Origin of the sequence: Simonsiella muelleri ATCC 29453 (assembly GCF_002951835.1) — a bacterium.
Classification (GTDB): Bacteria; Pseudomonadota; Gammaproteobacteria; order Burkholderiales; family Neisseriaceae; genus Simonsiella; species Simonsiella muelleri.
The window spans coordinates 1,259,879-1,286,705 of record NZ_CP019448.1 but is presented as its reverse complement, the minus strand read 5'-3'; the positions used below and the strand labels follow the sequence as shown (position 1 = coordinate 1,286,705).

The following is a 26,827-nucleotide window of genomic DNA, read 5'->3' as shown; positions in this document are numbered from 1 at the left end:
CATATGAAAAACAACACAAATATAGATAACTCGGGGCATAGCAGGTTAATACTTGCACCAATGCAGGGACTATGTGATGACGTGATGCGTCATTTGCTGACACACATTGGGGGATTTGATGAATGTGTGAGCGAATTTGTCCGCATCACGCATACCGTGCATTCACGCCAAACGTGGTTACGCCATATTCCTGAAATAGCAACAAATAATCAAACAGTTGCAGGCACACCTTGCACCGTACAAATCTTAGGCAGCGATGAAAACATGATGGCAATCAATGCATTAGAAGCCATCAAGTTAGGCGCAAATAAAATTGACATCAATTTTGGCTGCCCTGCTCCTACCGTCAATAAACACAAAGGTGGAGCAATTTTATTACAAGAACCTGATTTAATTTACCAAATTGTGAGAACATTGCGTGAAAGGCTGCCTGAAAATATACCGCTGACCGCAAAAATGCGTTTGGGTTATGAAAATAAAGACTTAGCTTTAGAAAATGCACAAGCCATCGCATCGGCAGGTGTATCGGCTTTGACGGTTCATGCGCGTACCAAAGTGGAAGGCTACGAACCGCCTGCACATTGGAATTGGGTCAAGAAAATTCAACAATCCATTGATATTCCAGTAATTGCTAATGGCGATGTATTTTCACTTGATGATTTTATTGCCATCAAAAACGAAACAGGTTGTAACCAAATTATGTTGGGACGCGGTGCGGTGATGCGCCCTGATTTGGCACGACAAATTCGTCAATTTGAACGCAGAGAAATCGTACAACAAGCTGAATTTAATGAAGAAATAATGAATTGGATTCGCCTGTTTTTTGATTTATGTTTAACCAAAGAAGCCAACAACAAATACCCCATAGCACGACTCAAACAATGGCTGAACATGATGAAAAAAACTTATCCAGAAGCACATCAACTATTTGATGCTATTCGAGTTTTAAAAGAAATTGAACAAGTCCATACAGTTTTGCAGGATTTTCAGGCTGCCTGAAAACAGGTTTCACGCTATAATCGCCCTTTTTCAACCCATCTCAAGGAAAATTTCATGAGTACCCAAGATAAAATCAAAGAATTAGTGCATTCAAATCGCGTGTTTTTATTCATGAAAGGCACAAAACAATTCCCACAATGTGGATTTTCAGCACGTGCAGTACAAATTTTGCAGGCAGCTGGTTGTCATGATTTTTCAACATTCAATGTTTTGGAAGATGATGAGATTCGTCAAGGCATTAAAGAATATGCCAATTGGCCAACCATTCCACAATTGTATGTGAATGGCGAATTTGTTGGCGGCGCAGACATCATGATGGAAATGTTAGAAGCGGGCGAATTAACTGAATTATTAAAAGCCTAATTCATTCATTTAAAAAATAAAAAAAACCAGTTTCTTGAAAATGAGAAACTGGTTTTTTTATCCGACAAATTCACTCAACAATGCTAAAATACACCCGTCAAAAATAATACTCAAGGAATACATTTCATGGCACTTTTGCAAATCGCTGAACCAAATATGTCTGCCACTCCTCACCAACACCGCTTGACGGTCGGTATTGATTTAGGTACAACCAACAGCTTGGTTGCTACCGTAAAAAGTGGGACGGCAACGTGTTTGCCCGATGAACTTGGTAACGTTTCGCTGCCATCTGTGGTGCGTTATTTGGGCGATGACAAACTCATCGTAGGAAAAAAAGCATTGGCACAACAAAAACTTGACCCACAAAATACCATTTCTTCCGCCAAGCGTTTAATCGGACGCACGCTGCCTGAAATCGACACCACGCATTTGCCTTATCGTTTTGGCAAATCCGAAAAAATCATTGAATTGCAAACCAAAAATGGCGCAAAAACACCGATTGACGTATCCGCTGACATTTTGCGTACGTTGCGCGAACGTGCCGAACAATCATTAGGCGGCGAACTCGTGGGCGCGGTGATTACCGTCCCAGCCTATTTTGATGACGCGCAACGCCAAGCCACCAAAGATGCAGCACGATTGGCAGGACTAAACGTGTTGCGTTTGCTCAATGAACCAACCGCCGCTGCAATTGCCTACGGCTTGGACAACGGCGCGGAAGGCACGTTTGTCGTGTATGATTTGGGGGGTGGCACGTTTGATGTATCGGTATTGGAATTATCTAAAGGTTTATTTCAAGTCAAAGCAACGGGAGGCAATTCAGCTTTAGGGGGCGATGATTTTGACCACCGTTTATTTTGTCATATCATTGAAAATAATCAACTTTCATTGACTAATGAACACGATATTCAATTATTATTCAGCTTGGTGCGTCAAGCAAAAGAGACATTAAGCAAGCAGCCTGAAACACGTATTCAGGCTACCTTAAATAATGGCACAGAAATCAATACATTGATTACACGAGCAGAATTCCATGCTTTAACGCAGCATTTAATCGCCAAAACCATTGAACCCGTCAAACAAGCCCTAAAAGACGCTGGCGTAAGCAAGTCCGACATCAAAGGCGTGATTATGGTGGGCGGCGCAACACGAATGCTCCACGTCCAACAAGCCGTAGGCGCGTTTTTCGGGCAAACACCACTGAACAATTTAAACCCAGACCAAGTCGTTGCTTTGGGCGCGGCGATGCAAGCGAATGTATTGGCTGGCAACAAAAATGATGACGAATGGTTGCTCTTGGACGTAACGCCTTTGTCTTTGGGATTAGAGACTTATGGTGGTTTGGTGGAAAAAATTATTCCACGTAATTCCACTTTGCCAACCGCCAGAGCGCAAGATTTCACAACGTTCAAAGACGGACAAACCGCAATGACAATTCACGTTGTGCAAGGCGAGCGCGAATTGGTAGCGGATTGTCGCAGTTTGGCGAAATTCACTTTGCGCGGTATTCCGCCAATGGTGGCAGGTGCAGCACGGATTCGAGTTACTTTTCAAGTAGATGCAGATGGTTTATTGTCCGTATCCGCTCGCGAACAAACCACAGGCGTACAAGCGCAAATTGAAGTCAAACCGTCCTACGGTTTGGACGATGAAACCATTACGCAAATGTTACGAGACAGCATGAACAACGCCAAAGACGATGCCGCCGCTCGTGCGCGTGCCGAAGCCAAAGTTGAAGCAGAAAGCTTAATTGGCGCGATTCAGGCAGCCTTAGACTTAGATGCGGATTTATTAAGCGAAGAAGAATTAAATAAAATCAATCAATTAATGACAAAACTGGCAAGCAATTTAGAAACCGAAAGTGCGGAAAATATTCGCACAGCCGTACACGAATTGTCCCACGAAACCGATGATTTCGCCGCGCGTCGCATGGACAGAAATATCCAACGCGTATTGGGTGGCGTGAATGTCGCTGATTTATCGTGAAATGACGCATACACATTTAAATTTAAGTTTTCAGGCTGCCTGTCTATCATTCTGTAATCAACAGGCAGCCTGAAATCAAAATCTGAATTACAAACCAGCTGCCGCTTTCAATGCAGCTGCTTTATCGGTTTTTTCCCAAGTAAATTCAGGTTCTTCACGCCCAAAATGTCCATAAGCAGCTGATTTTGAATAAATTGGTCGCAACAAATCCAGCATCTGAATAATCCCTTTCGGACGCAAATCAAAATGTTCACGTACCAATTTAATTAATTGCGCTTCGTTCAATTTACCCGTACCAAACGTGTCAATAGAAATGGAAGTCGGCTCGGCAATCCCAATCGCATACGAAATTTGAATTTGACATTGTGTCGCTAAACCTGCCGCCACAATATTTTTCGCCACATAACGCCCAGCATACGCCGCCGAACGATCCACTTTACTCGGGTCTTTACCAGAGAACGCGCCACCGCCGTGTGGTGCTGCTCCGCCGTAGGTGTCTACGATGATTTTGCGACCTGTCAAACCACAATCGCCTTGCGGTCCACCAGTGACAAAACTGCCTGTTGGATTAATATGATAATTCGTTTCTGGTGTAATCAATTCTTTGGGCAACACAGGCACAATGATGTGTTCTGTGACGGCAGCAATCAAATCATTACGCGAGATGGATTCATCGTGTTGAGTAGACAACACAACCGTATCAATACGACACACGCGCCCCGTTTCGCTGTCATATGCCACAGTCAATTGCGCTTTCGCATCGGGTCGCAACCACGGCAATAAACCACTTTTACGCACTTCACTTTGGCGTTGCATCAAGCGGTGGCTATAGTAAATGGCAAACGGCATCAACACTGGCGTTTCATCACACGCATAACCAAACATCAAACCTTGGTCGCCCGCACCTTGATTCAAATCTACGCCTTCGCCTTCATTCACGCCTTGTGCGATATCGAGCGATTGTTCGCCGTAATTTAACACTAATTTAAACGTGTCGGCAGAAAAGCCCAATTTTGGGTCGTTATAACCGATTTTACGGACGGTTTCGCGAGCGATTTGTTCATAATCCACTTTTGCTTTGGTGGTGATTTCGCCTGCCAAAACACACAAATCGGTGGCAACTAGCGTTTCAGCTGCCACGCGTGCTTGGGGGTCTTGGGCAAAAATTGCGTCCAAAATGGCATCAGAAATTTGGTCAGCAACTTTGTCCGGGTGTCCTTCGGAAACGGATTCGGAAGTAAATAAATATTCGCTCATAAATTTAATCTCAAAATTAAAGTTAATCATTTTTCAGGCTGCCTGAAAACAACCTATTGGCATTCGCTTCGTAATTAGACAAAAAAAATGCCCGCATCAAGCGGGGTTTGGATTGCTCGGTATCAAGCCGAACCACATCGGTTTTATCAACCGTCCACCTTACTGAATCAGCAGGTTGGCATGGAATTCCCAACTCTTAATGCAGCGCGAATAGTAGCAAAATTTGTGCAACACTGCAACGAATTGGGCTGCCTGAAAAAATTTTGTTATTTTCAGGCAGCCTTTATTTTATTTCTGATGCATCAATATGAATGGCGCACCAAAATAATTCCTATTGAATAATCACATCATTGGGCAATTCATCAACCACATTTTCACCATTTTTACGCGGCAGATTCGCACGCAAAATTTCATCCACCGACTGCAAACCTTGCGTCAATCCATCAATATAATGCCCTTCGCGAAATGCTTGACTCATCTGTTGACAAATACACTGCCACGTCTCGTCCGACACGCACCGACTAATGCCACGGTCTGCAACAATCTCCACCGCCCTATCAGCAAAACAAATATATATCAATACGCCGCTATTGCGTTCCGTGTCCCACACACGCAAATCACCAAACCATCGCCACGCCCGTTCACGTGTCCCCAAACCACGCAACACTTTCGCCGTGCTGTAACGCGATTCCACCACGAACCGAATTTGCCCCAAATGTTGATATTCAGATTGGGCAATGCGTTCGCTTAAGCGTTGCAATGCACTGTTTGGAAAATATTTTGCTACACGAAAATATGGATTGAGCCAATGTTGTATTAATCGTTTGAACGTATTTTGCTTCATGTTTACCAATCTCCCGATGCACCGCCACCACCAAATCCACCGCCACCACCGCTAAATCCGCCGCTATCATTATCACTAAATCTGTCTCCACCATGACCAAGTCCACGACCCAATCCACCATTAAATCCGCCACTGCTGTTATCTCGCCAAACACCACCATCATGATTTCCACCCGACACAAATGCCCCCAACCCCGTCAACCATGCGACCACCATCGCCAGCATACCCAACAGTAAACCAATAAATAATGACCCCGAAATTAACCAAGAAATCAAAAACATCACAAGACCAGTCGCCCATACGCTCCATCTTGCACCAAACGCACCGCGAAACATACCACCCAATAATGTGCTAAATACCAGCCACATCACCGACATTCCCAAAATCTCATCTAAATCAAAATCATCACGATTTGAATTTTGACGTTGAGTATTTTCAGGCAGCCTTTCGCCTGCGATAAGTTTTTCAGTTTGGGCAACGGTTTCGCGTATACCTTCGTCCATTTTGCCTTTCTGCAAATAGGGGCGCAATACATCTTGCAACAAGCGTTTGGCGTACACATCAGGAATCGCGCCTTCTAAACCGCGTCCAACCGCCAAATGCGTTTTTCGTTCATCGCGTACCAGCAGCAATAACACGCCATCGTTGTATTCACTGCGTCCCAATTGCCAGCTTTGCATCACACGAGTGGCGTAATCAAATGGGGTTTCTGGTGCAATACGAGGCACGGTTAAAACCACGATTTGACTGCCTGTTGTCGCACTGTATTGACGCAAATGTTGGTCTAATTCTTGTCGTGCTTGTGGCGACATCATCTGCGCGGTGTCCATCACAGGCGAACGAAGTTCAGGGACAGCCGCCGCCATAATACAAAAACTGGTCAACAACATTGACACCAACACCATGATTTTTTGATAAATTTTTAGCATAATCTCCCCGTAAAATCATTTAGAACCTGTGTTCGTAAAATTGATGACTTGATTTTATTAACAACATTTGCCAATACAAGGTCGCCTTGTTCTCCTGCTTTTTATTTTAAACAGCCGTGTTAGACGCGAGGTTTTGGTTCTTAAAACGAAACTTTAGGTGATGTAGAAATGGCTTTTTCATTTTCTACTGTGAATTGCGGGCGTGGCTGCATACCAAACATTTTGGCGGTTAAATTTTGTGGGAATTGGCGCAAATTGGTGTTATAAATTTGCACGGTTTTGATGTAATGATTACGCGCCAAAGTTACGCGGTTTTCCGTACCTTCCAATTGTGCTTGTAAATCACGGAAACTTTGGTCTGCTTTCAACTGCGGATAATTTTCACTCACCACCAACAACCGCGATAATGCACTAGACAGTTCACCTTGTGCTTGAGCATATTGTTTTAATTTTTCGGGGTTTGTCGCATCAGTGGCGGTCATTTGAATGCTACCAACTTTACTGCGTGCGGCGGTTACTTCGGTCAAAACCTTTTCTTCGTGTTGGGCGTAACCTTTGACGGTGGCGACCAAATTAGGAACTAAATCGGCTCGGCGTTGATATTGGTTGACAACTTCAGCCCAAGCGGCGTTAGCGGCTTCGTCTTGAGTTTGCATGGTGTTGTAACCACAACCGCTCAACGAAAACATCAATACGCTAACGGTAAAAATAGAAAACCATTTTTTTAACATAATTTAATCTCATTGATAAATAATTAAAAATAATATGATATACGATGAATATGTCTAAAAACCTGTATTCACAAAATATTTTCAGCATACGGATTCATTATCCAACCCTTCTTGCACCATCTGTGCGGCACGAATCACGGCACGAGCTTTGTTTTGCGTTTCTTGCCACTCGGCTTCTTCTTGGCTATCAGCAACAATGCCACCACCGCTTTGCACATACAAAATACCATTTTTAATCAATGCAGTGCGAATCGCAATCGCTAAATCCATATCATTATTAAAACCCCACACACCAACCGCACCACCGTAAATATTGCGTTTTTCGGGTTCTAATTCTTCAATAATTTCCAAAGCGCGAACTTTCGGCGCTCCCGAAAGTGTGCCTGCAGGAAAAGTAGCAGCCAAAATGTCCATATTGCTGGTATTCGGTTTCAGGCTGCCTTCTACGTTAGAGACAATATGCATCACGTGTGAATATTTCTCAATAACCATTTTATCTGTTACCGCCACCTTGCCCGTTTGACTGATGCGCCCAACATCGTTGCGCCCTAAATCAATCAACATGGTGTGTTCAGCAATTTCCTTTTCATCAGCAAGCAATTCACGCGCATTGGCTTCGTCTTGCTCTGGCGTGGCACCGCGCAATCGTGTGCCAGCAATCGGACGCACCACCACGGTTTCTCTCTCGCGGCGCACCAAAATCTCTGGCGAAGAACCGACAATATGAAAATCACCAAAATCATAGTAAAACAAATACGGCGACGGATTCAGAGTTCGCAACGCCCGATACAAATGTAACGGATTGTCTTTAAAAGGTAAACTCATGCGCTGGCTTGGCACAACCTGCATACAATCGCCGTCCAAAATATACTCGCGCACTTTTTGCACATAGGATTTATAACGCGCTTCGCCCGTTAAATGTTCAGGCTGCGTGATTTCGCTGCCCAAACTCAACGGAATCACCACACTTTGACGCAATTTCTCTCGTAAGTTTTCTAGTTTTTCTCGTGCTATTTCATAACCTTGTGAATTAGACGGGTCGGCATACACAATCAAATAAATTTTGCCACTTAAATTATCAATCACAGCTAATTCTTGCGACAGCATCAAAAAAATATCGGGCGTACCCAGTGGGTCATTTTTCGGCGTATGTTTCAAGCGATGGGTGATGTGTTCAAAATAATAAATGCTCTCATAACCAAAATAGCCCACCAATCCGCCCGTAAATCGCGGTAACTTGGGGATTTCTGGCGTTTTAAATCGTGCGTGAAATTGTTCAATCACACGCAAAGGGTTTTCGTGATGTGTTTCAGTAAGCTGATGATTTTGATAAATTTCGGTTGTTTTGCCTGAAACTTTAAGATAAGTATCGCACGGCAAACCAATAAATGAATATCGCCCAAATCGCTCACCTCCAACCACCGACTCCAACAAATAACTAAATGGCTGATTCGCCAATTTTAAATACAGCGATAACGGTGTATCCAAATCCGCCAATAATTCTTGCACAAGCGGAATGCGGTTGTAGCCTTGTTGGGCTTTATCTAGGTATTCTTTCTTGGTAATCATAATGTTATCCTTTCAGGCTGCCTGATTTGCTGCGATTCAATTGCCACAATTGGGCGTATTTCAAAAATGTATACACTGCGTTCATGGTGGCAATCATCAATCCCTGTTGCCCATCTAGAAAGCCGCGTTTCAAAAAATAAAAACGCAAAAATGCAAAAACAGCACGAATCGTAGCAGAAAATGGCGTAGCGGATTTTTTGCCTTGACGTTGCGCTGCCCATGCGAAGGCGTATTGTTTCATTTTCTCAAGGTGTTGATTCAAATCTGCATAGGTGTTATGCAAGACATCACCTTTTAATTCAACCACTTTGACACCACTGGGCACCAGCACCGATTCATGCACCAAATCATCGCTATATTGCGTTTGCGCAATTGGATAGCAACGTACAATGCGGTCGGGATACCAACCACTGTGCCGAATTTCCCGTCCGTAAGCAATACTTAATCGATTGATAGAAAATAATACTTTACCATCTGGTATGGTTTGACTAATGCGCTGGATTAAATCTTGGCGCGTGGTTTCGCCAAGCCGCTCATCTGCATCAAGCCACAGCACCCACGGCGTTTGAATAAACGCATGTGCGCGGTTGCGTTGCGTGCCAAAACCTTGCCAATCGGTAAACACATGAAATGCTGCGCTAAATTGTTCAGCAATTTCAGGCGTGGCATCGCTGCTGCCTGAATCAATAATCACAATCGGACAACCTAAATCTTGCACGCTAGCCAGACAATCGGGCAAATGTTTGGCTTCGTTTTTGGTAATCAGGGCAATGGTTAATAGCTTGTCTAAATTCATGTTTTAGCCTTTCAGGCTGCCTGAAATTTACAAAACCGTATTCGCAGGCTCATAGTGAATAATGTTGCGGATACGGTTGTGTTCATCAACCAAAACAACTTTCGGTTCATGGTTGGCGATTTCGGGTTCAGACAGCAAAACATACGACATAATAATCACAATGTCGCCCTTCTGTACTAATCGTGCCGCCGCGCCATTTAAGCACACAACGCCACTACCGCGCTCGCCCGCAATGGTGTAGGTTTCTAAACGTTCACCATTGTTATTATTGACAATTTGGACTTTTTCATTCACGCAAATGCCAGCTGCATCAAGCAAATCCAAATCTACGGTAATGCTGCCAACATAATTTAAATCGGCTTGGGTAACAGTGGCACGATGGATTTTGCCACCTAATAAGGTACGAAACATGGCTTCTCTTTATCATTAAAAACCGCGTATTGTACGATTCAAGCCCGCATTTGTCTAAGCCATCACACAAAAGGCTGCCTGAATCAAACCATTTTGTAAATTCAAAATCAGGTGTTGCTTCAAAAAGTATGATATTTAAAATGTAAGAATCTGTATTCACAGCCAAGCATGATGTCTTTTTACACCATCAATCTGATGCCTTTCCTATTGCAGTCTGTAAATTTGCCCGAGCTAAACGCCATCAAAATTTTCGTGCATATGCGACGTTCGGTTATTGCGCTTCCAAAAAAGAGACCTATTATGGTTTTAAAGGTCATCTTTTGATTACTCGCTCAGGTATGATTAAAGCCTTTACTTTTACAGCTGCCAATGTTGATGAACGGCAGGTATTACCTGAACTTTTAGAAGGCAAAACAGGATTTGTTGGTGCGGACAAAGGGTATTTAAGTTCTGAATTAAAAGATGAAATGAAACAAAGCCATATTAATTTACAAACACCTTATCGTAGCAATATGAAAGATGACAGAAGTCCTCAATTTCTCAAATGGCTAAAAAATAGCCGCCGTATGATTGAAACAGTTATTGGTCAATTAACAGAGAGATTTAACATGGAAATAGTTCGTACAAAAAATCTGTTTCACCAATCTAACCGTTTTATTCGGAAAATTTTATCGCATAATTTTTGCTGTTTACTGAATCAACAAATTCAACACCCAATTACTCAATTTGCTGGGTTAATTGGGTGTTGAGAATGGCGTTAGGGTAAGTTACTTGTAGCCATTTCCTTCAAATTCCCTCAAAAAAACACTGCCATTTTATCCGAAATCATTTCAGGCTGCCTGAAATATGGAAAACCGCATGGGTACAAGCACTTACCCGACGCTTGATTTTTGCAAAAAATCTGTATAGTTGGTTTCTGCAAGATACACATAATCAGCAACAAATTAATTATTCACTTTATTTATGACGGTCTCCTAAAAAATCAAGTCATCAATCTTACGAACACAAGTTCTTACTTTAATACTGTTCAATAGATTGCCAATATTGTTCAATATGATTATTTTGCAAATAATGCTGTTTTTGCATATCCACATTCCAATCAACGTGTTCAGTCGGTTTAAATTTCTCCATGATATTCAATAACCTGTTTACATAACTGGAAAACAAATGATGCCCATCGGTTTGGAAATGTTCAATCGCATTGATGGTAAAGTGAGTTGATTTTGCACTTGTAAAATAATTTTCAATGGTAACAGAACCTCCATTATCTAATACATCAATGTGCAAATTTTTCCCATCACGGCTGAACCACAAACGGTCTAAACTCACATCTTTAAAGCGCAAAGTATCGTTGCCACCACTATCATACAAGCGGTCATGACCATCTCCTGCTTTAAACACATAAGTATCTGCGCCTAAACTACCTTCCAAACGGTCATTACCCAATCCACCATTCAAAATATCCTTACCCAACAAACCTTTAATAACATCATCTCCTGAACCGCCAAACAGTTGATTGGCAAAAACATTACCAGTAATGGTTCGATTTTTATCAATAGGTGCAATATGTTGAGCCATTTCCATCACTTGTTTGGCTGATAAAGTATTGCCAAAATCATCTTGTAGTACAGCAAATGATGAGCCTCCATCAAAAAAGCCCGTTACCGTAACCTGATTTTGTGTACCTTGTTGTTGAATGAGCAAATCATGATTGGCAGCCTGAATAAATTTCAAATTTTTCAATGAAATATCATGAAATACAAAAGTATCCAATTCATCAGAATACACCACATCTTGCCCAAAGTAGCGACTGAATACGAATTTATCTGCACCTTCTCCACCGTCTAACACATCATTGCCCACACCGCCATTTAAAGTATCATTGCCACCGTAACCAAACAATTTATCATTACCAGCGCGACCATTAAGTGTGTTATTGGCTTCATTACCAATTTGAACATCATCGCCAGCCGTACCACTTTGTAATGCGTCATACAAAACATTGGCAATATCACTTGCTCCCTGTGTTTGGTGTACGGTGCCACCTGTTTGCTGGGCAATATGGTTAAAAGCATCAGACAACTGCGTATTATTGCCTTATATATTAGAGCCTCTGCTGTGGGGGCTGTAAATCTAACAAGTATCTTTTGCTTTTAAGCAATTATTTGATTTAAGGCTGATTGAAGCCCCTACTTTATTTTTTAAAGTGTGGGGCTTTAATTATGTCTAGTTTACAAAACATGAATTATGAAATTGTGAAAACTGAACAAGGCAAATTTGCATTATATGTTAATGGCGAATTTGTAAAGGATTATACACGCAAATCTAGTGCGATTCGTGGATATGAGCGTTTGATTGCTTCTTTAGGTTTTGTGGAAAGTGGCTGCGCCGATGCGCAGACAGACAGCGCGTGCGCAGCAGGCTGCGGAGCGGTGCAGCCACCCCCCACTAGTAACACGGGGGGACAAAATTTTAAGCCTGTGAAACAAGGGGGGGTAAGTCATATTTCAGAAATACAAAATCATTATGTAATGGTTAATGGCGAAATTAAAGCCGTTCCTTTACGTAAAGGTGTGGGTATGTCTGCACATATAGATACCATCACTATTACTTTTTCAAAATATTCTCTTTTAACTTTAGAACAAAGTGTTCAATGTGAAAGTGAAGATGCTGAAGATGAGCTTGTTTTAGCCAATGCTGAAACCATGCTTTTTGAAATTTTTGGTTTTTATTTTTCAAGTCGTGGAAACGGTCGTAATGGTTACCCTAAAACAGCCAATATGGGTTTGAAGTCTGATGAACGCATTAAATACGGATTTTTTGGTTGGGGTAATGGAGATAAACAAGGTGGGACTGTTTGTATTTATGTTTCGGGTGTTGGTTTAACGGCAGCTTTGGACGGATGGGAAAATCGTCTTTATGACTGGATAAAGGATTATGCGCCATCATGCAAAATAACGCGAATTGATTTAGCACATGATTTTTTAAAAGGCGAATATACGCCATTACAAGCCTATTCTGATTGGGCTGCTGGTAAATTTAAATCAGGAAATACACAGCCTAACGCTGAAATGGCTGGAGTGGGCTGGCTGAATGCGCCTGACGGTGGGCGGACTTTGTATATTGGAAGTCGTAAAAATGGTTCTCGCGTGGTTCGCGTTTATGAAAAGGGCATTGAGCAGGGAGACAGGAGTAGCTCTTGGGTTCGTTTTGAACTGCAAATGCGAAACCGCGATATTGTGCTTGAGCATGACATTTTGTTAAATCCTGGTGAATACTTAACAGGGGCGTACCCAATTTGTGAAGAGTTGTTTAGCCAGTATTCTGAAGATTTAAAAAAGCCTGATCGAATCCAAAAAATGAAAGAAATCAGTGTTGAGCATATGCTTCATCACGCGTCAATTCAAGTTAGCCCAACGATTAAAACATTAAAGTTTATGGGTTTTGAAGAACAAGAGATTGTTCAACTTCTTGAAAACGTAGGGGCAAAAATGAATAAACGATTGCACCCTAACGCATTTGATGCTGGTTATCCATTTGTTGAATTTATAAAAGAAAACAAGAGAAAACCATCCGATATTGATTTAAGAAATTATATTTTTGAAAAAAAGCTAGTTGAATCAGAAATTCAACAAGAACAAAAGCCTAAAGTGAATACCGAAGAATTGAAGCAATTTCGTAACAATTTGAAATCGGATTTATTTTTAAGGGCAGTATTTGGAAAAGGTTTTACAAGAGAGCTACAAGAGTCGATGACTTATGATGAATATTTGCATCTTCGTTACGGACAATATAAGCAACAAAATTTAAACCCTAAACATAAGGAAACATCATGAAAACATTACTTCGTAAAATCAAATGGAACAAAGGAAAAACGGAAAACGGTCAAGAATACGACTATACACGCCTTTATATCGAGGTTCCAGTTTATGAACATCAGGAAAAAGAGTTTGGTGTTGATGTAGTTGAGTTGGAATTTGGCAAATCTGATCAGCATAGTGAATTAATTAATTTGCGTGGCAAATTGCCTTGTTTAGTTGAAGTTGAATTTTCGCCAGTGAAAAAGGGCAATAATACTGTTAACTTAGTAACGAAGCTGCAAGTATTACAGAATGAAAAGCCGAAAACAGCGCAGTCTTAAAACCTGAAAGATTTTTTATTTTGACGTGTTGGGCTGCCACGTCAAAAACCCCACGAAGCAGCCTATTTTTTAATAATTTTTGGAGATTTAATCATGAAAATGATGAATAAATTAAAAAAATACGCCCCACGTATCAACGCCGTAAAAGTTGCTACTGGTACTGGTTTAATGTCTTTGGCGATTTCTGCAAATGCAGCTTTGCCTGATGATGTTAAAAATGCCATTTCTGCTGCGAAAGCTGACGGTTTAGAAGCTGGTTGGTTGGTTGTTAGCGTGATTGCTGCGTTGTTTGTGATGTCTATCGTGAAACGCTTGTTGCGTTAATAGTTAGGTGTTGTGAAATGGGTTACCAAGTTGGAAATACATGTTATGCAACCAAACAAGATGCCGATAATGTGTATTTTAGCTTGGTTGCCCCTGTTATCATTTCTCAAAAAACAAATACTGTTGCAACTTATCCGCCTGTTAAATTTTTGAAAAGGTTGCCGCCAAAGCAACCTTTACAAAATGGTGGAGTTGAGTTAATCAGACCCGAATATATTAAAGGGCAATGGTTTTTGCAAGGTAAGGTAATTAATATTAATTACCCTAGCTGTGATGCTAGTAAAAATTTTAAAGATGGTTATGAGTTGGGTTGGGCTATTTTTGGTGTGATGGCGGCGTGTTATTTTGTCATTATTATTAAAAGGTTGTTGAGATGATAGATTTTTGGTTTTATTTGGGATTTGGTTTACCGCTATTAATTGGGTTGATGTTGTTTAAGGATTAATGTAGATTTCAGATTTTTTGGCAGCCTGAAAGGTTTGAAATGTTTATTAATGAAGAAAAATTATTTGAATTGAAATATCAATTAGGTGGTAAGTTTTACGGTTTAACTTTGGCAGAAATTTTTTTTAATAAATTTAATGAGTTTAGTAAAAGTGGGGAAGAATTTGAAATTATAAATTCAATTCGCAACTTTTATCATGCCTTTATTGATGAAAATTTATGCAATGTTAAATTTTCTGATAATTCATTTATTTTAATTGAAAAACATAATGGTAAATGGTCGTATGTTAAAATTTTTGGCGGTTCTTATGGTATTCAGCTTGCTGAATATAAGCATCGTTAAAGCAGATACTCAACAATGGATAGAATTAAGTAGATCTTCTAATGGTCATGTGACTTGGTATGATCCAAATGAAAAAAAATATATGCATACTTTTGAGTCTCAAGGTAATGTGTATCGTTCTACCCAAATGGTTAATGCGAAAGTAGTAGGTTCTGCAGGTGTACCATCGGCTAGTACAGTATCAGCAAATGTAACACAAACAGTTGCTAAAAGAAGTGTAGTCAACGGTGTTATGCAAAATGCTATTAAATATGGCAGATATGCAAAAAATGCAGGTACTTTTGTAGCTTCTCGTGCAAATGTTTATTTGTTTGCGGCAACCCTAATTGCAGATGCTTTAAGTAAAGACGATGATTCAAAGCCTTTACCGCCTGATAAAGTGCCTTTTTATTCCCCTAAACGTGATGAATACGTTCAAGCTGGTAAAGGAAATTGGGCTTGTTTGGCTATTGGTGCGCGTGGTGAAGATTGTCTTGAGAGAGGCAAAGTTATGTTAATGCCTGATACATTGACTCTTGAGAATGAGAGATATAATGGCAAAATGCTTTGCTATTCTTCTTCGAAAAGTAATCGTTTTGTAGAAGATTATCAGTTTTCTCATTTTGAGTATGATTTAACTCGTGAGAACTTTCCTTGGGACGGTGGGCGTTGTTATGTTTTTATGAAACATAAAACTCTTGATTTAATTAGTAGATTTGAAAATGGAGATGTTGAATTTGGTTCAGGTTATTATGAGCTGCCTATTGATTTATCTAAATATGAGGAAAAATTGATACGTGAGGCTGATAAAAACCCAACAGCTTGGGTGGGGGCATCGGTTGATGATAATGATAATATTCCTGATATAACGCCTCCAAATGTTGTTGTTTCGGGTGATCAAGTTGCACAAACTCCGCCTTATACTGATGAAACAGGTAAAGCGGTTCAGACACGTTTCAATTTTCAAACTTCAGGAGACGCAAATGGAGGTTTGGGTAAAACGAAAGTAACAGAAACTACAATTCCCCGACCAGATTTAACGCCTAATAGTCCTGAAGCTCCTAAACCAAATAGCCCAACCAATCCAAATAGCCCAACCAATCCAAATAGCCCAACCAATCCAAATAGCCCAACCAATCCAAATAGCCCAGCCAATCCGAATAGCCCAACCAATCCGAATAGCCCAACCAATCCGAATAGCCCAACCAACCCGAATAGCCCAACCAATCCAAATAATTCGGACAATAAAAAACCTCAAGACGAACAGGGCTTGTGTGATAAGTATCCTAATATTTTAGCGTGTGAAAAAATGGGGAAAGTTGAAGAAGGGGTATTTGATGAAATTAAAATTCCATCGATAACAGATGAGACAACTTGGTCAGAAGATAATTTTTTACCTAGTGATGGTGTTTGTCCTGCACCTAAGGTTTTTTATGTTTCAGGAAAACAATTTTCTTTGAGTTATGAGCCATTGTGTAAATTTATGGGTATGGTTAGATTTATCATTTTATTTGCATTTATTTTAGCATCTGCTTATTTAACGTTTGGCAGCTTGCGTAAGGATTGATGATGCCATTAGCTTTGATTCCATTGTTAGCGATTTTATTGAAACTTTTGATAGTTAGGATAATTATTGCTACAGGCATGACATTTGTTTCATATGTTGGCTATGCCATCGCATTAAGCAAATTTAAAAACTATACGAAAGATGCACTTAATTCAATGCCTGCTGATATTTATAATTTATTATTGATTGGTGGTTTTGGTCAAGGTTTGAACTATCTTTTTGGTGCTTTTGCTTTTTGGGTGTCTATGAAATTATTGAATAGATTAACATTTATTTTACCGAGATAATTTATGATTTATTTAATAACTGGAAATATGGGGACTGGTAAAACGTCTAGGGCTGTTAATATGATATTAACAAATGAAGATGGTTTATTTAAAACTTGTGCAGATGACGGTACTGTAATTGATAGACCGCTTTATTTTTCTCATATTGACGGATTGGATTCAGCTAAATTTAATGCGCATGAATTAACAAAAGAACAAATTCAATCCGCTCCACTTGATGAAATTTTACCCACTGGGGCTGTTTTAATTGTTGATGAGGCGCATTGGACATATCCTGTTCGTTCTGCTGCTCAAAAAGTTCCTGAGTATATACAGAAACTTTCTGAGCTTAGGCATGATGGCTTTACGTTAATTTTAATGACGCAGCACCCAAGCCAACTAGATGTATTTGTACGTAATTTAGTTTCAAAACATATTCATCTTGAACGTAAAGCCATTGGTATGAAACAATATTGGTGGTTTAAGTGCGTTACAAGTTTAGATAATCCTGCCGGCTTAAGCGGTACAGAATCAGCGAATTGGTCGCCCCCAAAAGAAGCATTTAAATATTATAAATCTTCAAGTAAGCATCAAAAATTTAAAAAGCAAATACCGTTAGCATTTTGGGCATTGTTTGTTATATTAGGTTTTGTTATATGGAAAGGTTATAATGTATTTAAGGTTTATGATAAAAATGTAAATAATCAAACTGAACAATCTATCGTTCAGGCTGCTAGTGAGCCTATTTCACAAAATGATAATATTAATCAAATGAATCAACAATCTACTATTAATAGTAATTATGCTAATAATCAGAATATAACGCCTGAAATGTTGATTCCAACGCTTTCGGAAAAGCCCGAAACCAAGCCGTTGTATAACAATGTTAGACAAGTAAAAACATTTGAGCGAGTTGCTGGTTGTGTGAATATGGGTACTAATTGCACTTGTTATTCAGATCAAGCTACTGAATTGGTTGAAATTAGCAATGAATTATGTTTAAAGTATGTGAAAAAAGGTTTGCCTTTTAATCCATATAGGGAGCAGCAATCACAAAATATTAGACAGCCTGAAGAAATTGCCCAAAGAGAAGAAGTTGTAAATTGATAGATTTATTTAGTATTATTTTAAATGTGTGATGCCTGCATATTTGCTACCTTAATTTAAAATTATTATGATAGATTGGCACATACATTTTTTATTTTAATCATAACGGTATCTTGGGATAAAGCCCTTATTTGTAAGGTTTGAAATGGAAATTAAAGCGCATTTAGGTTTAGACATTAGTAAGAATAAAATTGATTGTTGTTTATTGATTAACAATGAAGCAATTAATTTTATTATTGATAACAATTCAAATGGTTTTAATAATTTATTGACACAATTTGCAAAGTATAAAATTGGATTGAATACAATTCATGTTTGCAGTGAAGCAACGAATGTTTATTATTTGCCAGTTTCAAAATTCTTATTTGAAAATGGCGCGTTAGTGAGCGTCGTAAATCCTTCAATTATTAAATCTTACGCGCAATTTAAATTGAAGCGTGTCAAAACAGACAAGCAAGACGCAAAATTAATTGCTGAATTTTGCGTGAAAGAGAATCCTGAAAAATGGCAGCCTGAAAGTGCTGAACAGGTTAAATTGAAAAGTTTGCATAGAAGAATTGAGCAGCTTTTAGAAATGCAGATAATGGAAAAAAATCGTTTAGGTGTTGCCGATTCTGTAGCTTTACACTCAATTAATCAAATGATTGATTTCTTGTCTAAACAAGTTGAGTTGTGTAGGCGTGAAATACAAGATTTAATTAATCAAAGTAAGAATTTGAAAAGACAGCAAGAGATTTTAGAAAGCATTGTTGGTATTGGTAAAACAACAGCGCAAATTCTATTAAGTGTTATGATTGATCTGGACAAATTTCCAACATATCGCCATTTAGTTAGTTGGCTTGGCTTGTCTCCTATTATTCGTGATTCAGGGAATAAGAAAGGTTTATCTACAATTTCTAAGATGGGTAACCGTCCTATTCGTAAAGCTCTTTATATGCCCGCCCGCGCGGCTTGTACTCGAAGTAAGTTGTGGCGTTCTTGGTTTGAAGCGCATTTAGCGCGCGGAAAGCACCCTAAGCAAGTTTATGTATTGATGATGGTTAAATTAGTCAAATATGCTTATACTTGCTTGAAGAACAATACATACTTTGATGTTAAACGTCATCAGGACGTAGGAGCAGAAGAGATGGGGGTTTAAAATAATGTGGCTCGATGCCACATTATTTTAATAAATAGCTAATGTAGCAATGTTTGTTTGTTTAATCATCAGTCCGTTATCGCATCGTTCAGGGGGTATGCGTAGTTGAACGAAATTAAAAAAGCGCGTCAAGGTCGCTTGCGTTCACTTTAACCTTGACGCGCTTTTTTAATTTTGTTTAACGTTTAGCATTCACCCTGAATGATGTGATAACTAAAAGGACTGATGATTAAACAAACAAATGTTGCGAAATGGGTTTTGCCAATAATTTATTTTGATTTTTCACTTGACATTTATTACAGTATCTTAAATAAAGTACCTGAAAAACTGCTTTCATTATTTAAAACCATCCATGAGCGGTCTTTGTAGTGGGCGACGACTTCGTAATTGTTGGTTACGAGTTTAGCGAAAGATTCTGGTTGTTCGCCATTATTTTCATCTTTAAGATTTTCATAAGCATCGCTAGGTTGGGAAAAATCAGTATAGCTGGCTTCAGCTAAATAAACATAATCCGCTAAAAATTGATTTTTGGGACTCATAATTTAAACTCCTAAAATATTAAAATATTAAAAAGTATTTGAATAAAATTTAATTTGATTACTAAATTGCTGATAGATTTTATTTTTGCAACTCTGTATATTATTTAACCAAAATTTGGGACTACCTCCTGTAATCCAATGTCCTGCTCCTGCTGAAAAATAGGTGTAATGTAAAATTGCTTTTTTATCTTTTCTATCAATAACTACCGCCTCCATTCTGCCAATAAATTCAGATATATTTTGATGATGATTGTATTTTATTAATCTATCATTAAATGAAGCAGTTGGGACATATTTTTTTTGTTCATAAATAATGTCTCTGCTAGGGGCTATTGACAATTCAAAAAAAGAGGCAAAGGATTTAAGATATTGTTTCCACGCAACCATCCCAAACCTTTGCCATGTCCCGAAACACGCTTACAAATGAAACATGGTCAAGACTGTTGCCTATTTTGAAACAGCTTGGCATTTATCGCAAGAAAAATTTACGCAAAACAGTAGAAGGTATCCTATTTCGCTTACGTACAGGCTGCCAATGGGCTGATATACCTAGTTATTTTGGTAAAGCAAACAGCCTTTACCAAAGTTTCAATCGCTGGTCTAAACGCGGTATTTTTACCCGATTATTCAAACATTTGGTAGATACACCCGATATGGAATGGGTCTTTATGGACGGTAGCCATATCCGCGTTCATCAACACGGTATGGGTAAACAATCCATTACGCATCAAGCTGTTGGTAAGAGTATCGGTGGTCATACGTCTAAAATTCATTTAGCGGTTGATGCTTGTGGTAATCCAATTGAATTTATCATTACAGCTGGTAATGTAAATGATATTGTTGTTGCGCCTGATTTATTGGCACAATTGGATTTAAGTGATAATGAAACCGTGTGTGCTGATAGGGGTTTTGACAGTGATACTTTTCGTCGGTTAATTCAGTCTAAACAAAGTAAAGCCAATATTCCATATAAGAAAAATAGAGAACATCTTAATGTGGGCACAGATTGGTATTTATATAAAATCAGGCACTTGGTAGAAAACGCTTTTGCACGATTAAAGCATTTTCGTGCGCTGGCAACACGGTACGATAAATTAAAACGTAATTATGAAAGTACTGTATCATTAGCTTGTGCTTTGATTTGGTTGAAATTATAGCTAAAATGTCATTAGCCCCTAGGGTAAGATTGTTTTTTAATATAATCAAATTCAAAAAGATGTGCCCACTCTTCTTCCCCAATCTGCTTACGCCATTGTTCAGGCGTTACATACACTGTAATCCCAGCTTCTTTATCGCACAAATAGCTTACTTTTGCTTGAATATAGGCAAATTCAATTATCCAATACACAATCCAACCACCCATTATCAGCATAAAACCTGTGAGTGCGCCCATTTTGGGATAATGGGCTTTTTTGCCAATTTTGTAGCCAATCATTGTCAACATCAATGTTATAACTATCCAAACAAATAATCCGAAAAGTATCGCTAAACCTAACATGATTTTATCGCTTTCGTTTTTTGAAATAATCCCATTTTTCAATCAGCTAGAAAATTCAGGCTGCCTGAAAAATGGGATTTTGGGGCAATTCGGTGCGTGGGACGCACCCTACGCTTACTAAATCGCGCAATATAGTTTCATTTACCTGCTTTTGTTCAGTCAACGCTTTTAATATTTGTGTAGCCTGCTCTGAACTTAAATTAGTTTCTGGCAAATTCAAATTTTTGATTACATCAGAAACAGTCATAATATATCCTTTAATTTAAAATAGAATCAAAATTAATAAAAACAGTATACTTCCAGCCATGGTTATTATACAATTTATAATAACGAACATATAATGCCTGTTCAAACAAATGAAGAAATTGCTCATCCATACTAATTGTCGATAACGAATTCACTTGAATAACTTTACATTCTACTGTATTGGTTTTATTAATTAAATCTTTTTTACCATAAACAAAATCCATAACCAAGTAAATTCTTTGTCCCTTATAATAAAAAAACATATAATCATGTGGAAATATTCCAAATATGACACTGGCACAACTACCATAACGCAGATAACAATCTTGTTGTCCATCAATCACAATTGAATCCACTGTATCCAAATATTCTAATCGTCGATACGCCATTGCACTTTTGCCAAACGGCTCTTCTTGACCATAAGTCAAAAAATCTTGTCGTTTATGATTGGCAATTTCCAAATAATCTTGTGCCATATCATATTTTTCTATCATCTCTGGAGTAATCAGCGTTTTAATAAAAGCCATTAATATACCTTTCTTTCTATTTCATCAATTGCGTAGGGTGGAGTTTACACCAATCATTGACTAAATTAAAAAATTTGTGCAGTAAGTACAAACACCCACTCTTGTATCTATAATTAACTCCTGATTTACAGGCTGCCTGAAATTTATCTCAACTCAAATATCAATTCTGCTCCAAATCAATATCCAAGCCCAGCGAACGGATTTCTTTACCAAAAAAACGAGCCACATTCATACCATCAGGGTTTTTGGTATGAAATTCTTTCATCACATTAGCCATATCATTATTATTAAAAAGATTGATACGATTACTGTAATCATTAGCATTAATGGGTGATTGAATACCAGCATCTTTAAAATTTTTCTTTAAATCCTTCATCATCGCTTCTGGAAAAATGTGATGAACTTGAAAGCCTAACATAATAAAATCCTAATAAAATTAAAAGAAATATGAAAATTTTTATTTAACAAGGCAACGAACTAAACCCAACTGTTTTTGACTAAATCCAGCTCGAAATAATACTTGAACCAGTCTATCAGAAAAAAATAAAGAATCATTCAAATTCTTATCATGCCATAAATCAGTATCTGTATTTTTAAATTGGTTCAATAAGATAATATCATCATCTTCAGCACCCCATATATATCTTAATGGTTCTTCAGGACTATAGCGACTTGCTTTGATTCCTTTACTATGATTAGAATCTAAAAATTCATAACTCTCCGCAATATTAATAAAGTAATAAGGTACTTCAGAAAGTTGCTTTTTGGTCTCAATATCATAAATATATACTTGGCTAAAATGCGTTCTTCCTAAATTAAATTGAGAAATAACATGATACAATTCTTTACTCATAACCAAATAAGCATTTGTTATACAAAAAAATATTTCATTGAGTTCGGGTAAATTACTATAGTTAATATCAGGCTTTTTAAATAATTTAATTGGCATTTCTTGCTGCGGAATAAATTCATAATTTTTCCAAGCTCTCCAAAATTTTGTTTCTGATGCATCAAGAGCTTCTAAAATTTTCATCTCATCACTTGTTATGGCATTGCATTTTTTTTTCTGCTCAAGAAAAAAAAGCTCAACCCCATCAAATTCAGGTGTTTGAACAACAATACCATAAGTATTTGCTACCGCATGACTACCATAATCACACAACCACGCATAATTTGACATAACTGATTCTCTCCTAAAATTAAAAATTTATTCATTTTATTCAAACAACCTGAAAGGCCATTCTAACCTTTCAGGCTGCCTGAAAAACTGGGATACAACTTTCATCTCACCGCCAGCCTACGCAGTTTTAATTCTGCTCCAAATCAATATCCAAGCCCCGCGAACGGATTTCTTGACAATCACATTAAACGACTCGGGCATACTCGCGCCCTTTTCGTACATTTTGGTACGACCTGTTACGTCATCGGATTTCACCGTCAACATTTCTTGCAAGATATCCGCCGCGCCGTATGCTTAAATTGTGCTTTAGTGCAATTTCAAATAATGCATCACACTCACCGTTATGTTAAAACCTAATTTTTGGACTTCAGGGACATCACTTGGATACGTACCTGATATTTAAGAACCTGTATTCACAGTCAAGCGCGATGTCTTTTCACACCATCAATCTTACGAACACAAATTCTAAGCACAATTACTCTGCTAGATTTTATGGAGAAATGAGGATTTTTCTACTATCATACTTTTTGGAATACTACCCAAAAAAAGCTCTAATTCCACCACTAGGAGCTTCTTTTTTTCAGTACCTAAATAATAGACTTCCTGCGAAACCACAATTTTTCTAGGTTTTAGAATTTTGCTAAATCCTGTAATTAAGCGCGTTTTTAAAAATTGGGATTATTGTTTTGCAGAAAGTCTATTAATTTAACATATTGATTTTATTTGAAATAATATACTTGTTTTTTAAAAAAAAATCTTAGAATTAAGCAAAAGTTAAGAAAAGTTATTTTTCCAACCATACTTCTTTACAGGAGAAAATCATGAGAGAATTGCATATTTCTGAATTAGTTGAAGTATCAGGCGGTAAATTTCACATCTCTGCAAAGGGCGGTGGCAATCCAGGTAAAAAAGATATGCATGCTTTTGGGGAAGTTGGTGTCTCATATTCCCCTAATACTAATAATAGTGGAGTAGAATTTTCTATCAGTAGGAAATTCGGATATCAGCAAGGTTTTGGTGTAAATTTTTCAAAACCCACTTTTGGCATTGGTTTCAATAAAAAAATGGTAAGACTTTTTATTTTATCCTTTATGGCATTACTGAATCTATGCTCGTTGAGTGCATGTAATAGCTACTTTACGGAAAATATCAATCCATATCCATTGGGTACTCCTGGTAAAGTTGCTAACCCTAATTGTGCGAACAGCCATATCAGGGAACCCAATAGTAAAAACTATGATTCAGCTGAATATCGCGCTTGGTTAGAGCATATGCGCGACTGCAAATAAAGTAAATAGACTTCCTGCGAAACAATAATCCCAATTTTTTAAAACACACTTAACTACAGGATTTAGCCAAATTCTAAAACCTAGAAAAATTGCGGTTTCGCAGGAAGTCTAATAAATGTCCCACTTATTCCGAAAAGAAGTCTTTATAGCGCAACAAAACAAATGGACAGGTCAGGTTATCTTGACTCGTCCATTCTCTTTTTTATTTCTGACTTTTTGCGCTTTTCTCATTGCCTTACTGCATTTGAATGGTAACATTTAAATTTTGTTGAATGGATTGCTCGCCTGCATTTTCAGCCGACATATCCATCATAGATGCAGATACTGCCATATTGCGTTTGGCAGACATCATCATAGGTGCAGCATAAGCTTCACGCGCACTTTCAAAGCGATTATTCAAATCCACTTTAACCAATTTGTAGCCCGAGAATCCCAAACTACGGCTCATAAATTCTGCGCGTTTTTGGAAAGCTTTCAAGGCTTGTTCACTGGCTTGTTCTACGGCTTTGGCGCGTTTATCGGGCGACACGCTGAATGAAATGCCATCTAACATTGCAAGTGATTGAGTTTCCGCAACTAATTGGCTCAATGCGTTAAAATCGGTACTTTTAATGTGCATTTCCACGCGGTCTTGCCAACCTGTGATTTGTTGTTTATCGTTGTATTGTGGGTAAACACTGCGGTTACCCAATTCAGCAACAAACTGTTTGTTTCCACGAATTTTGGTTTGCAACACATTTAATTTACGCGTAACGGTGTTGCTGATGGTTTCACGGATTTTGCCATTTTCTTGAATGACAAGCGTGATGTGCATGGTGTCGTTTGGCACAGTAACGGTTGCGCTTTCATTGAATTCTACCAGATTGTAATTTAATGTATTTTCTGCAAAAGCTGGTTGAATCAACGCCATCGCTAAAATTAAAATTGTTTTTAGATTCATGATAATATCCTTATTTACATTGAAAAAATAGATTATAAAATGTTCAGGCAGCCTGAAAAATGGAATTTACTTGATTTTTCAGGCTGCCTTTTTATTGAATCCATGAAAATAAGGCTGCCTGAAACCTGAAATTCTCGTTTAATCGCGTTATAATTTGGTTTTCTCCCCGATTGTTTATGGAAAGCAAAATCATGTTTTTTGACAAAATTCAAGCCGCACCCGCCGACCCCATTTTGGGCTTAGGCGAAGCATTCAAAGCAGAAAATCGTCCTGAAAAAGTCAATTTAGGCATTGGCATCTACAAAAACGCACAAGGCGCAACCCCCATTCCACGCGCAGTAAAAGTCGCTGAAACTCGCCTGCTCGCCGAAGAAAACAGCAAAAATTACCTGTCAATTGACGGTGTCGCTGCCTACAATGCTGCCACGCAAATTTTGTTGTTTGGCAATAACCATGAAATCATCGCCAACAAACGCGCCAAAACCGCCCAAAGTTTGGGTGGCACTGGCGCATTACGCATTGCCGCCGAATTCATCAAACGCCAAACCAACGCACAAACCGTGTGGATTTCCAACCCCACTTGGCCCAATCACAACGCCATTTTCAAAGCCGTAGGCATGGAAATTCGCGATTATCGTTATTATGATAAAAATACGCACGATTTGGATTGGGACGGCTTAATCGCTGATTTATCTCAAGCAAAACAAGGTGATGTGGTTTTATTGCACGGCTGTTGCCACAACCCAACTGGCATTGACCCAACTCCAGAACAATGGGATACTTTGGCAAAAATGTCAGCAGAAAAAGGTTGGTTGCCCCTATTTGATTTTGCGTATCAAGGATTTGCTAATGGTTTGGAAGAAGATGCGTATGGTTTACGGGCATTTTTGAAATCCAATCCAGAATTGTTGATTTCCAGCTCATATTCAAAAAATTTTGGTTTGTATAATGAACGCGTAGGCGCATTCACACTGGTCGCACAAAACGAAGAAATCGCCAATCGCGCATTTAGCCAAGTTAAAACCATTATTCGCACTTTGTATTCCAATCCTGCATCACACGGCGCGGCAACCGTTGCCATGATTTTACAAGATAATGATTTAAAAGAAGATTGGACTAAAGAATTAGCAGAAATGCGAGGTCGCATCAAAGAAATGCGCCAAAAATTTGTAGAAACACTCAAAGCCTGTGGTGCAACACAAGATTTTGATTTTATTGTAAAACAAAATGGTATGTTTTCATTTAGCGGTTTGTCGCCCGAGCAAGTGGACAAGTTACGCGATGAATTTGCCATTTACGCGGTGCGTTCTGGACGCATCAATGTAGCAGGCATTACCGAAGACAATATTCAATATTTGTGCGAAAGTATTGTGAAAGTATTGTGAAAGTATTGTGAAAGTATTGTGATTTATTT

At 38.6% G+C, this 26,827-nt stretch carries 32 protein-coding genes, 2 pseudogenes and 1 riboswitch; of the genes and pseudogenes, 18 read left to right on the top strand and 16 right to left on the bottom strand.

Annotated features, from left to right (window positions below):
- The first annotated feature begins 3 nt into the window (after positions 1 to 3).
- The 3 genes from BWP33_RS06245 (at position 4) to hscA (ending at position 3,348) form a co-directional block, all read left to right on the top strand.
- The gene (locus BWP33_RS06245; protein WP_051010382.1) at positions 4 to 999 is read left to right on the top strand and encodes a tRNA dihydrouridine synthase; all 996 of its coding nucleotides are present in this window, start codon (positions 4 to 6) and stop codon (positions 997 to 999) included.
- 54 nt (positions 1,000 to 1,053) lie between these two features.
- The gene (grxD, locus tag BWP33_RS06240) at positions 1,054 to 1,362 is read left to right on the top strand and encodes a Grx4 family monothiol glutaredoxin (RefSeq protein WP_002643020.1); all 309 of its coding nucleotides are present in this window, start codon (positions 1,054 to 1,056) and stop codon (positions 1,360 to 1,362) included.
- A gap of 126 nt (positions 1,363 to 1,488) precedes the next feature.
- On the top strand, positions 1,489 to 3,348 hold the full coding sequence (hscA, locus tag BWP33_RS06235) for a Fe-S protein assembly chaperone HscA (RefSeq protein WP_002643019.1): 1,860 nt from the start codon (positions 1,489 to 1,491) through the stop codon (positions 3,346 to 3,348).
- An 87-nt stretch (positions 3,349 to 3,435) separates the two neighbouring features.
- On the opposite strand, the gene metK is transcribed toward hscA, so the two are convergent.
- Entirely contained in the window at positions 3,436 to 4,605 is a 1,170-nt protein-coding gene (metK, locus tag BWP33_RS06230; protein WP_002643018.1) for a methionine adenosyltransferase, read from the bottom strand.
- Positions 4,606 to 4,703: 98 nt separating this feature from the next.
- Positions 4,704 to 4,813: riboswitch (SAM-I-IV-variant riboswitch) on the bottom strand.
- On the opposite strand from metK, the gene BWP33_RS12385 reads away from it, so the two are divergent.
- Positions 4,786 to 4,947, top strand: coding sequence for a hypothetical protein (locus BWP33_RS12385; protein ID WP_155999665.1), 162 nt, complete (start codon positions 4,786 to 4,788; stop codon positions 4,945 to 4,947). Its footprint overlaps the riboswitch before it by 28 nt.
- Here the strand turns inward: BWP33_RS12385 and BWP33_RS06220 are convergent.
- From BWP33_RS06220 to panD, 6 genes are all read right to left on the bottom strand, one after another.
- On the bottom strand, positions 4,937 to 5,449 hold the full coding sequence (locus BWP33_RS06220) for a TPM domain-containing protein (RefSeq protein WP_002643017.1): 513 nt from the start codon (positions 5,447 to 5,449) through the stop codon (positions 4,937 to 4,939). The two genes, BWP33_RS12385 and BWP33_RS06220, sit on opposite strands and share 11 nt — an antisense overlap.
- Positions 5,450 to 5,451: 2 nt before the next feature.
- Positions 5,452 to 6,378 (bottom strand): TPM domain-containing protein, encoded by a 927-nt coding sequence (locus BWP33_RS06215; protein WP_002643016.1) that lies wholly within the window; start codon positions 6,376 to 6,378, stop codon positions 5,452 to 5,454.
- 140 nt (positions 6,379 to 6,518) lie between these two features.
- Entirely contained in the window at positions 6,519 to 7,109 is a 591-nt protein-coding gene (locus tag BWP33_RS06210) for a LemA family protein (RefSeq protein WP_002643015.1), read from the bottom strand.
- 81 nt (positions 7,110 to 7,190) lie between these two features.
- On the bottom strand, positions 7,191 to 8,678 hold the full coding sequence (trpE, locus tag BWP33_RS06205; RefSeq protein ID WP_002643014.1) for an anthranilate synthase component I: 1,488 nt from the start codon (positions 8,676 to 8,678) through the stop codon (positions 7,191 to 7,193).
- A 4-nt stretch (positions 8,679 to 8,682) separates the two neighbouring features.
- Complete coding sequence (locus BWP33_RS06200; RefSeq protein WP_002643013.1) at positions 8,683 to 9,474, bottom strand: glycosyltransferase family 2 protein; 792 nt, start codon at positions 9,472 to 9,474, stop codon at positions 8,683 to 8,685.
- A 27-nt stretch (positions 9,475 to 9,501) separates the two neighbouring features.
- On the bottom strand, positions 9,502 to 9,885 hold the full coding sequence (panD, locus tag BWP33_RS06195) for an aspartate 1-decarboxylase (RefSeq protein WP_002643012.1): 384 nt from the start codon (positions 9,883 to 9,885) through the stop codon (positions 9,502 to 9,504).
- Between the two features lie 185 nt (positions 9,886 to 10,070).
- Between panD and BWP33_RS06190 the strand changes: the two are divergent.
- Positions 10,071 to 10,634, top strand: a pseudogene (locus tag BWP33_RS06190) (IS982 family transposase); the annotation flags it as partial.
- A 268-nt stretch (positions 10,635 to 10,902) separates the two neighbouring features.
- On the opposite strand, the gene BWP33_RS06185 reads toward BWP33_RS06190, so the two are convergent.
- A complete protein-coding gene (locus BWP33_RS06185; protein ID WP_002643010.1) occupies positions 10,903 to 11,967 on the bottom strand; it encodes a calcium-binding protein in 1,065 nt (354 codons plus the stop codon).
- Positions 11,968 to 12,317: 350 nt separating this feature from the next.
- Between BWP33_RS06185 and BWP33_RS06180 the strand changes: the two genes are divergently transcribed.
- The 9 genes from BWP33_RS06180 to BWP33_RS06140 all read left to right on the top strand — a co-directional run bounded on the left by BWP33_RS06180 (position 12,318) and on the right by BWP33_RS06140 (position 19,194).
- Entirely contained in the window at positions 12,318 to 13,721 is a 1,404-nt protein-coding gene (locus BWP33_RS06180; RefSeq protein ID WP_244903115.1) for a replication initiation factor domain-containing protein, read from the top strand.
- Complete coding sequence (locus BWP33_RS06175) at positions 13,718 to 14,026, top strand: hypothetical protein (protein WP_002643008.1); 309 nt, start codon at positions 13,718 to 13,720, stop codon at positions 14,024 to 14,026. The genes BWP33_RS06180 and BWP33_RS06175 overlap by 4 nt, the downstream gene beginning before the upstream one ends.
- Before the next feature lie 93 nt (positions 14,027 to 14,119).
- The gene (locus BWP33_RS06170) at positions 14,120 to 14,350 is read left to right on the top strand and encodes a major capsid protein (RefSeq protein WP_104930341.1); all 231 of its coding nucleotides are present in this window, start codon (positions 14,120 to 14,122) and stop codon (positions 14,348 to 14,350) included.
- A gap of 17 nt (positions 14,351 to 14,367) precedes the next feature.
- On the top strand, positions 14,368 to 14,727 hold the full coding sequence (locus BWP33_RS06165; protein WP_002642623.1) for a hypothetical protein: 360 nt from the start codon (positions 14,368 to 14,370) through the stop codon (positions 14,725 to 14,727).
- A gap of 107 nt (positions 14,728 to 14,834) precedes the next feature.
- A complete protein-coding gene (locus BWP33_RS06160) occupies positions 14,835 to 15,137 on the top strand; it encodes a DUF1132 family protein (protein ID WP_002643005.1) in 303 nt (100 codons plus the stop codon).
- Complete coding sequence (locus BWP33_RS06155; RefSeq protein WP_158666819.1) at positions 15,079 to 16,683, top strand: IgG-binding virulence factor TspB family protein; 1,605 nt, start codon at positions 15,079 to 15,081, stop codon at positions 16,681 to 16,683. The genes BWP33_RS06160 and BWP33_RS06155 overlap by 59 nt, the downstream gene beginning before the upstream one ends.
- A gap of 2 nt (positions 16,684 to 16,685) precedes the next feature.
- Positions 16,686 to 16,970 carry a DUF2523 domain-containing protein gene (locus tag BWP33_RS06150; protein WP_002643038.1) on the top strand — a complete coding sequence of 95 codons (285 nt, stop codon included), beginning with the start codon at positions 16,686 to 16,688 and terminating at the stop codon, positions 16,968 to 16,970.
- 3 nt (positions 16,971 to 16,973) lie between these two features.
- A complete protein-coding gene (locus tag BWP33_RS06145) occupies positions 16,974 to 18,056 on the top strand; it encodes a zonular occludens toxin domain-containing protein (protein ID WP_002643037.1) in 1,083 nt (360 codons plus the stop codon).
- A 145-nt stretch (positions 18,057 to 18,201) separates the two neighbouring features.
- On the top strand, positions 18,202 to 19,194 hold the full coding sequence (locus BWP33_RS06140) for an IS110 family RNA-guided transposase (RefSeq protein ID WP_002643036.1): 993 nt from the start codon (positions 18,202 to 18,204) through the stop codon (positions 19,192 to 19,194).
- Between the two features lie 296 nt (positions 19,195 to 19,490).
- Here the strand turns inward: BWP33_RS06140 and BWP33_RS06135 are convergent, their stop codons facing one another.
- Together BWP33_RS06135 and BWP33_RS06130 are read right to left on the bottom strand one after the other, a co-directional pair.
- Positions 19,491 to 19,733 carry a hypothetical protein gene (locus BWP33_RS06135; protein ID WP_104930339.1) on the bottom strand — a complete coding sequence of 81 codons (243 nt, stop codon included), beginning with the start codon at positions 19,731 to 19,733 and terminating at the stop codon, positions 19,491 to 19,493.
- Between the two features lie 27 nt (positions 19,734 to 19,760).
- Positions 19,761 to 20,120: a hypothetical protein gene (locus BWP33_RS06130; RefSeq protein ID WP_104930338.1), complete on the bottom strand. Its 360-nt coding sequence runs from the start codon at positions 20,118 to 20,120 to the stop codon at positions 19,761 to 19,763.
- A 14-nt stretch (positions 20,121 to 20,134) separates the two neighbouring features.
- Between BWP33_RS06130 and BWP33_RS06125 the strand changes: the two genes are divergently transcribed.
- Positions 20,135 to 20,890, top strand: a complete 756-nt coding sequence (locus tag BWP33_RS06125; protein ID WP_002641156.1) for an IS5 family transposase — start codon at positions 20,135 to 20,137, stop codon at positions 20,888 to 20,890.
- An 11-nt stretch (positions 20,891 to 20,901) separates the two neighbouring features.
- Here the strand turns inward: BWP33_RS06125 and BWP33_RS06120 are convergent, their stop codons facing one another.
- Positions 20,902 to 21,177, bottom strand: a complete 276-nt coding sequence (locus BWP33_RS06120) for a hypothetical protein (protein ID WP_040628957.1) — start codon at positions 21,175 to 21,177, stop codon at positions 20,902 to 20,904.
- 52 nt (positions 21,178 to 21,229) lie between these two features.
- Here BWP33_RS06120 and BWP33_RS13150 point away from each other — a divergent pair, with 52 nt between their 5' ends.
- The gene (locus tag BWP33_RS13150) at positions 21,230 to 21,352 is read left to right on the top strand and encodes a hypothetical protein (RefSeq protein WP_263479596.1); all 123 of its coding nucleotides are present in this window, start codon (positions 21,230 to 21,232) and stop codon (positions 21,350 to 21,352) included.
- Positions 21,353 to 21,488: 136 nt separating this feature from the next.
- On the opposite strand, the gene BWP33_RS06110 is transcribed toward BWP33_RS13150, so the two are convergent.
- From BWP33_RS06110 to BWP33_RS13310, 4 genes and pseudogenes are all read right to left on the bottom strand, one after another.
- Entirely contained in the window at positions 21,489 to 22,004 is a 516-nt protein-coding gene (locus tag BWP33_RS06110; protein WP_002641868.1) for a hypothetical protein, read from the bottom strand.
- Positions 22,005 to 22,164: 160 nt separating this feature from the next.
- Positions 22,165 to 22,422, bottom strand: a complete 258-nt coding sequence (locus tag BWP33_RS06105; protein WP_002641869.1) for a hypothetical protein — start codon at positions 22,420 to 22,422, stop codon at positions 22,165 to 22,167.
- Between the two features lie 39 nt (positions 22,423 to 22,461).
- The gene (locus BWP33_RS06100) at positions 22,462 to 23,184 is read right to left on the bottom strand and encodes a hypothetical protein (protein ID WP_002641870.1); all 723 of its coding nucleotides are present in this window, start codon (positions 23,182 to 23,184) and stop codon (positions 22,462 to 22,464) included.
- Positions 23,185 to 23,311: 127 nt separating this feature from the next.
- A pseudogene (locus BWP33_RS13310) lies at positions 23,312 to 23,571 on the bottom strand (DNA-directed RNA polymerase subunit beta); the annotation flags it as partial.
- A 434-nt stretch (positions 23,572 to 24,005) separates the two neighbouring features.
- On the opposite strand from BWP33_RS13310, the gene BWP33_RS12970 reads away from it, so the two are divergent.
- Positions 24,006 to 24,473, top strand: a complete 468-nt coding sequence (locus BWP33_RS12970) for a hypothetical protein (RefSeq protein ID WP_002641871.1) — start codon at positions 24,006 to 24,008, stop codon at positions 24,471 to 24,473.
- A 235-nt stretch (positions 24,474 to 24,708) separates the two neighbouring features.
- Here the strand turns inward: BWP33_RS12970 and BWP33_RS06080 are convergent, their stop codons facing one another.
- The gene (locus BWP33_RS06080) at positions 24,709 to 25,413 is read right to left on the bottom strand and encodes an SIMPL domain-containing protein (protein WP_002641872.1); all 705 of its coding nucleotides are present in this window, start codon (positions 25,411 to 25,413) and stop codon (positions 24,709 to 24,711) included.
- Positions 25,414 to 25,604: 191 nt separating this feature from the next.
- Between BWP33_RS06080 and BWP33_RS06075 the strand changes: the two genes are divergently transcribed.
- The gene (locus BWP33_RS06075; RefSeq protein WP_002641873.1) at positions 25,605 to 26,798 is read left to right on the top strand and encodes an amino acid aminotransferase; all 1,194 of its coding nucleotides are present in this window, start codon (positions 25,605 to 25,607) and stop codon (positions 26,796 to 26,798) included.
- The last annotated feature ends 29 nt before the right edge of the window (positions 26,799 to 26,827 follow it).

Coding starts and splice junctions, on each gene's coding strand:
- BWP33_RS13150 (WP_263479596.1), top strand. CDS start 21,230: ATGATTTTATCGCTTTCGTTTTTTGAAATAATCCCATTTTTCAATCAG.
- BWP33_RS12385 (WP_155999665.1), top strand. CDS start 4,786: ATGGAATTCCCAACTCTTAATGCAGCGCGAATAGTAGCAAAATTTGTG.
- BWP33_RS06165 (WP_002642623.1), top strand. CDS start 14,368: ATGGGTTACCAAGTTGGAAATACATGTTATGCAACCAAACAAGATGCC.
- grxD (WP_002643020.1), top strand. CDS start 1,054: ATGAGTACCCAAGATAAAATCAAAGAATTAGTGCATTCAAATCGCGTG.
- BWP33_RS06145 (WP_002643037.1), top strand. CDS start 16,974: ATGATTTATTTAATAACTGGAAATATGGGGACTGGTAAAACGTCTAGG.
- BWP33_RS06200 (WP_002643013.1), bottom strand. CDS start 9,474: ATGAATTTAGACAAGCTATTAACCATTGCCCTGATTACCAAAAACGAA.
- BWP33_RS06120 (WP_040628957.1), bottom strand. CDS start 21,177: ATGTTGACAATGATTGGCTACAAAATTGGCAAAAAAGCCCATTATCCC.
- BWP33_RS06075 (WP_002641873.1), top strand. CDS start 25,605: ATGTTTTTTGACAAAATTCAAGCCGCACCCGCCGACCCCATTTTGGGC.
- BWP33_RS06125 (WP_002641156.1), top strand. CDS start 20,135: ATGTCCCGAAACACGCTTACAAATGAAACATGGTCAAGACTGTTGCCT.
- BWP33_RS06210 (WP_002643015.1), bottom strand. CDS start 7,109: ATGTTAAAAAAATGGTTTTCTATTTTTACCGTTAGCGTATTGATGTTT.
- BWP33_RS12970 (WP_002641871.1), top strand. CDS start 24,006: ATGAGAGAATTGCATATTTCTGAATTAGTTGAAGTATCAGGCGGTAAA.
- BWP33_RS06175 (WP_002643008.1), top strand. CDS start 13,718: ATGAAAACATTACTTCGTAAAATCAAATGGAACAAAGGAAAAACGGAA.
- BWP33_RS06080 (WP_002641872.1), bottom strand. CDS start 25,413: ATGAATCTAAAAACAATTTTAATTTTAGCGATGGCGTTGATTCAACCA.
- BWP33_RS06110 (WP_002641868.1), bottom strand. CDS start 22,004: ATGGCTTTTATTAAAACGCTGATTACTCCAGAGATGATAGAAAAATAT.
- BWP33_RS06155 (WP_158666819.1), top strand. CDS start 15,079: ATGTTAAAATTTTTGGCGGTTCTTATGGTATTCAGCTTGCTGAATATA.
- trpE (WP_002643014.1), bottom strand. CDS start 8,678: ATGATTACCAAGAAAGAATACCTAGATAAAGCCCAACAAGGCTACAAC.
- BWP33_RS06150 (WP_002643038.1), top strand. CDS start 16,686: ATGCCATTAGCTTTGATTCCATTGTTAGCGATTTTATTGAAACTTTTG.
- BWP33_RS06100 (WP_002641870.1), bottom strand. CDS start 23,184: ATGTCAAATTATGCGTGGTTGTGTGATTATGGTAGTCATGCGGTAGCA.
- BWP33_RS06215 (WP_002643016.1), bottom strand. CDS start 6,378: ATGCTAAAAATTTATCAAAAAATCATGGTGTTGGTGTCAATGTTGTTG.
- panD (WP_002643012.1), bottom strand. CDS start 9,885: ATGTTTCGTACCTTATTAGGTGGCAAAATCCATCGTGCCACTGTTACC.
- BWP33_RS06140 (WP_002643036.1), top strand. CDS start 18,202: ATGGAAATTAAAGCGCATTTAGGTTTAGACATTAGTAAGAATAAAATT.
- BWP33_RS06220 (WP_002643017.1), bottom strand. CDS start 5,449: ATGAAGCAAAATACGTTCAAACGATTAATACAACATTGGCTCAATCCA.
- BWP33_RS06160 (WP_002643005.1), top strand. CDS start 14,835: ATGTTTATTAATGAAGAAAAATTATTTGAATTGAAATATCAATTAGGT.
- BWP33_RS06135 (WP_104930339.1), bottom strand. CDS start 19,733: ATGAGTCCCAAAAATCAATTTTTAGCGGATTATGTTTATTTAGCTGAA.
- BWP33_RS06245 (WP_051010382.1), top strand. CDS start 4: ATGAAAAACAACACAAATATAGATAACTCGGGGCATAGCAGGTTAATA.
- BWP33_RS06130 (WP_104930338.1), bottom strand. CDS start 20,120: ATGGTTGCGTGGAAACAATATCTTAAATCCTTTGCCTCTTTTTTTGAA.
- BWP33_RS06170 (WP_104930341.1), top strand. CDS start 14,120: ATGAAAATGATGAATAAATTAAAAAAATACGCCCCACGTATCAACGCC.
- BWP33_RS06105 (WP_002641869.1), bottom strand. CDS start 22,422: ATGTTAGGCTTTCAAGTTCATCACATTTTTCCAGAAGCGATGATGAAG.
- metK (WP_002643018.1), bottom strand. CDS start 4,605: ATGAGCGAATATTTATTTACTTCCGAATCCGTTTCCGAAGGACACCCG.
- hscA (WP_002643019.1), top strand. CDS start 1,489: ATGGCACTTTTGCAAATCGCTGAACCAAATATGTCTGCCACTCCTCAC.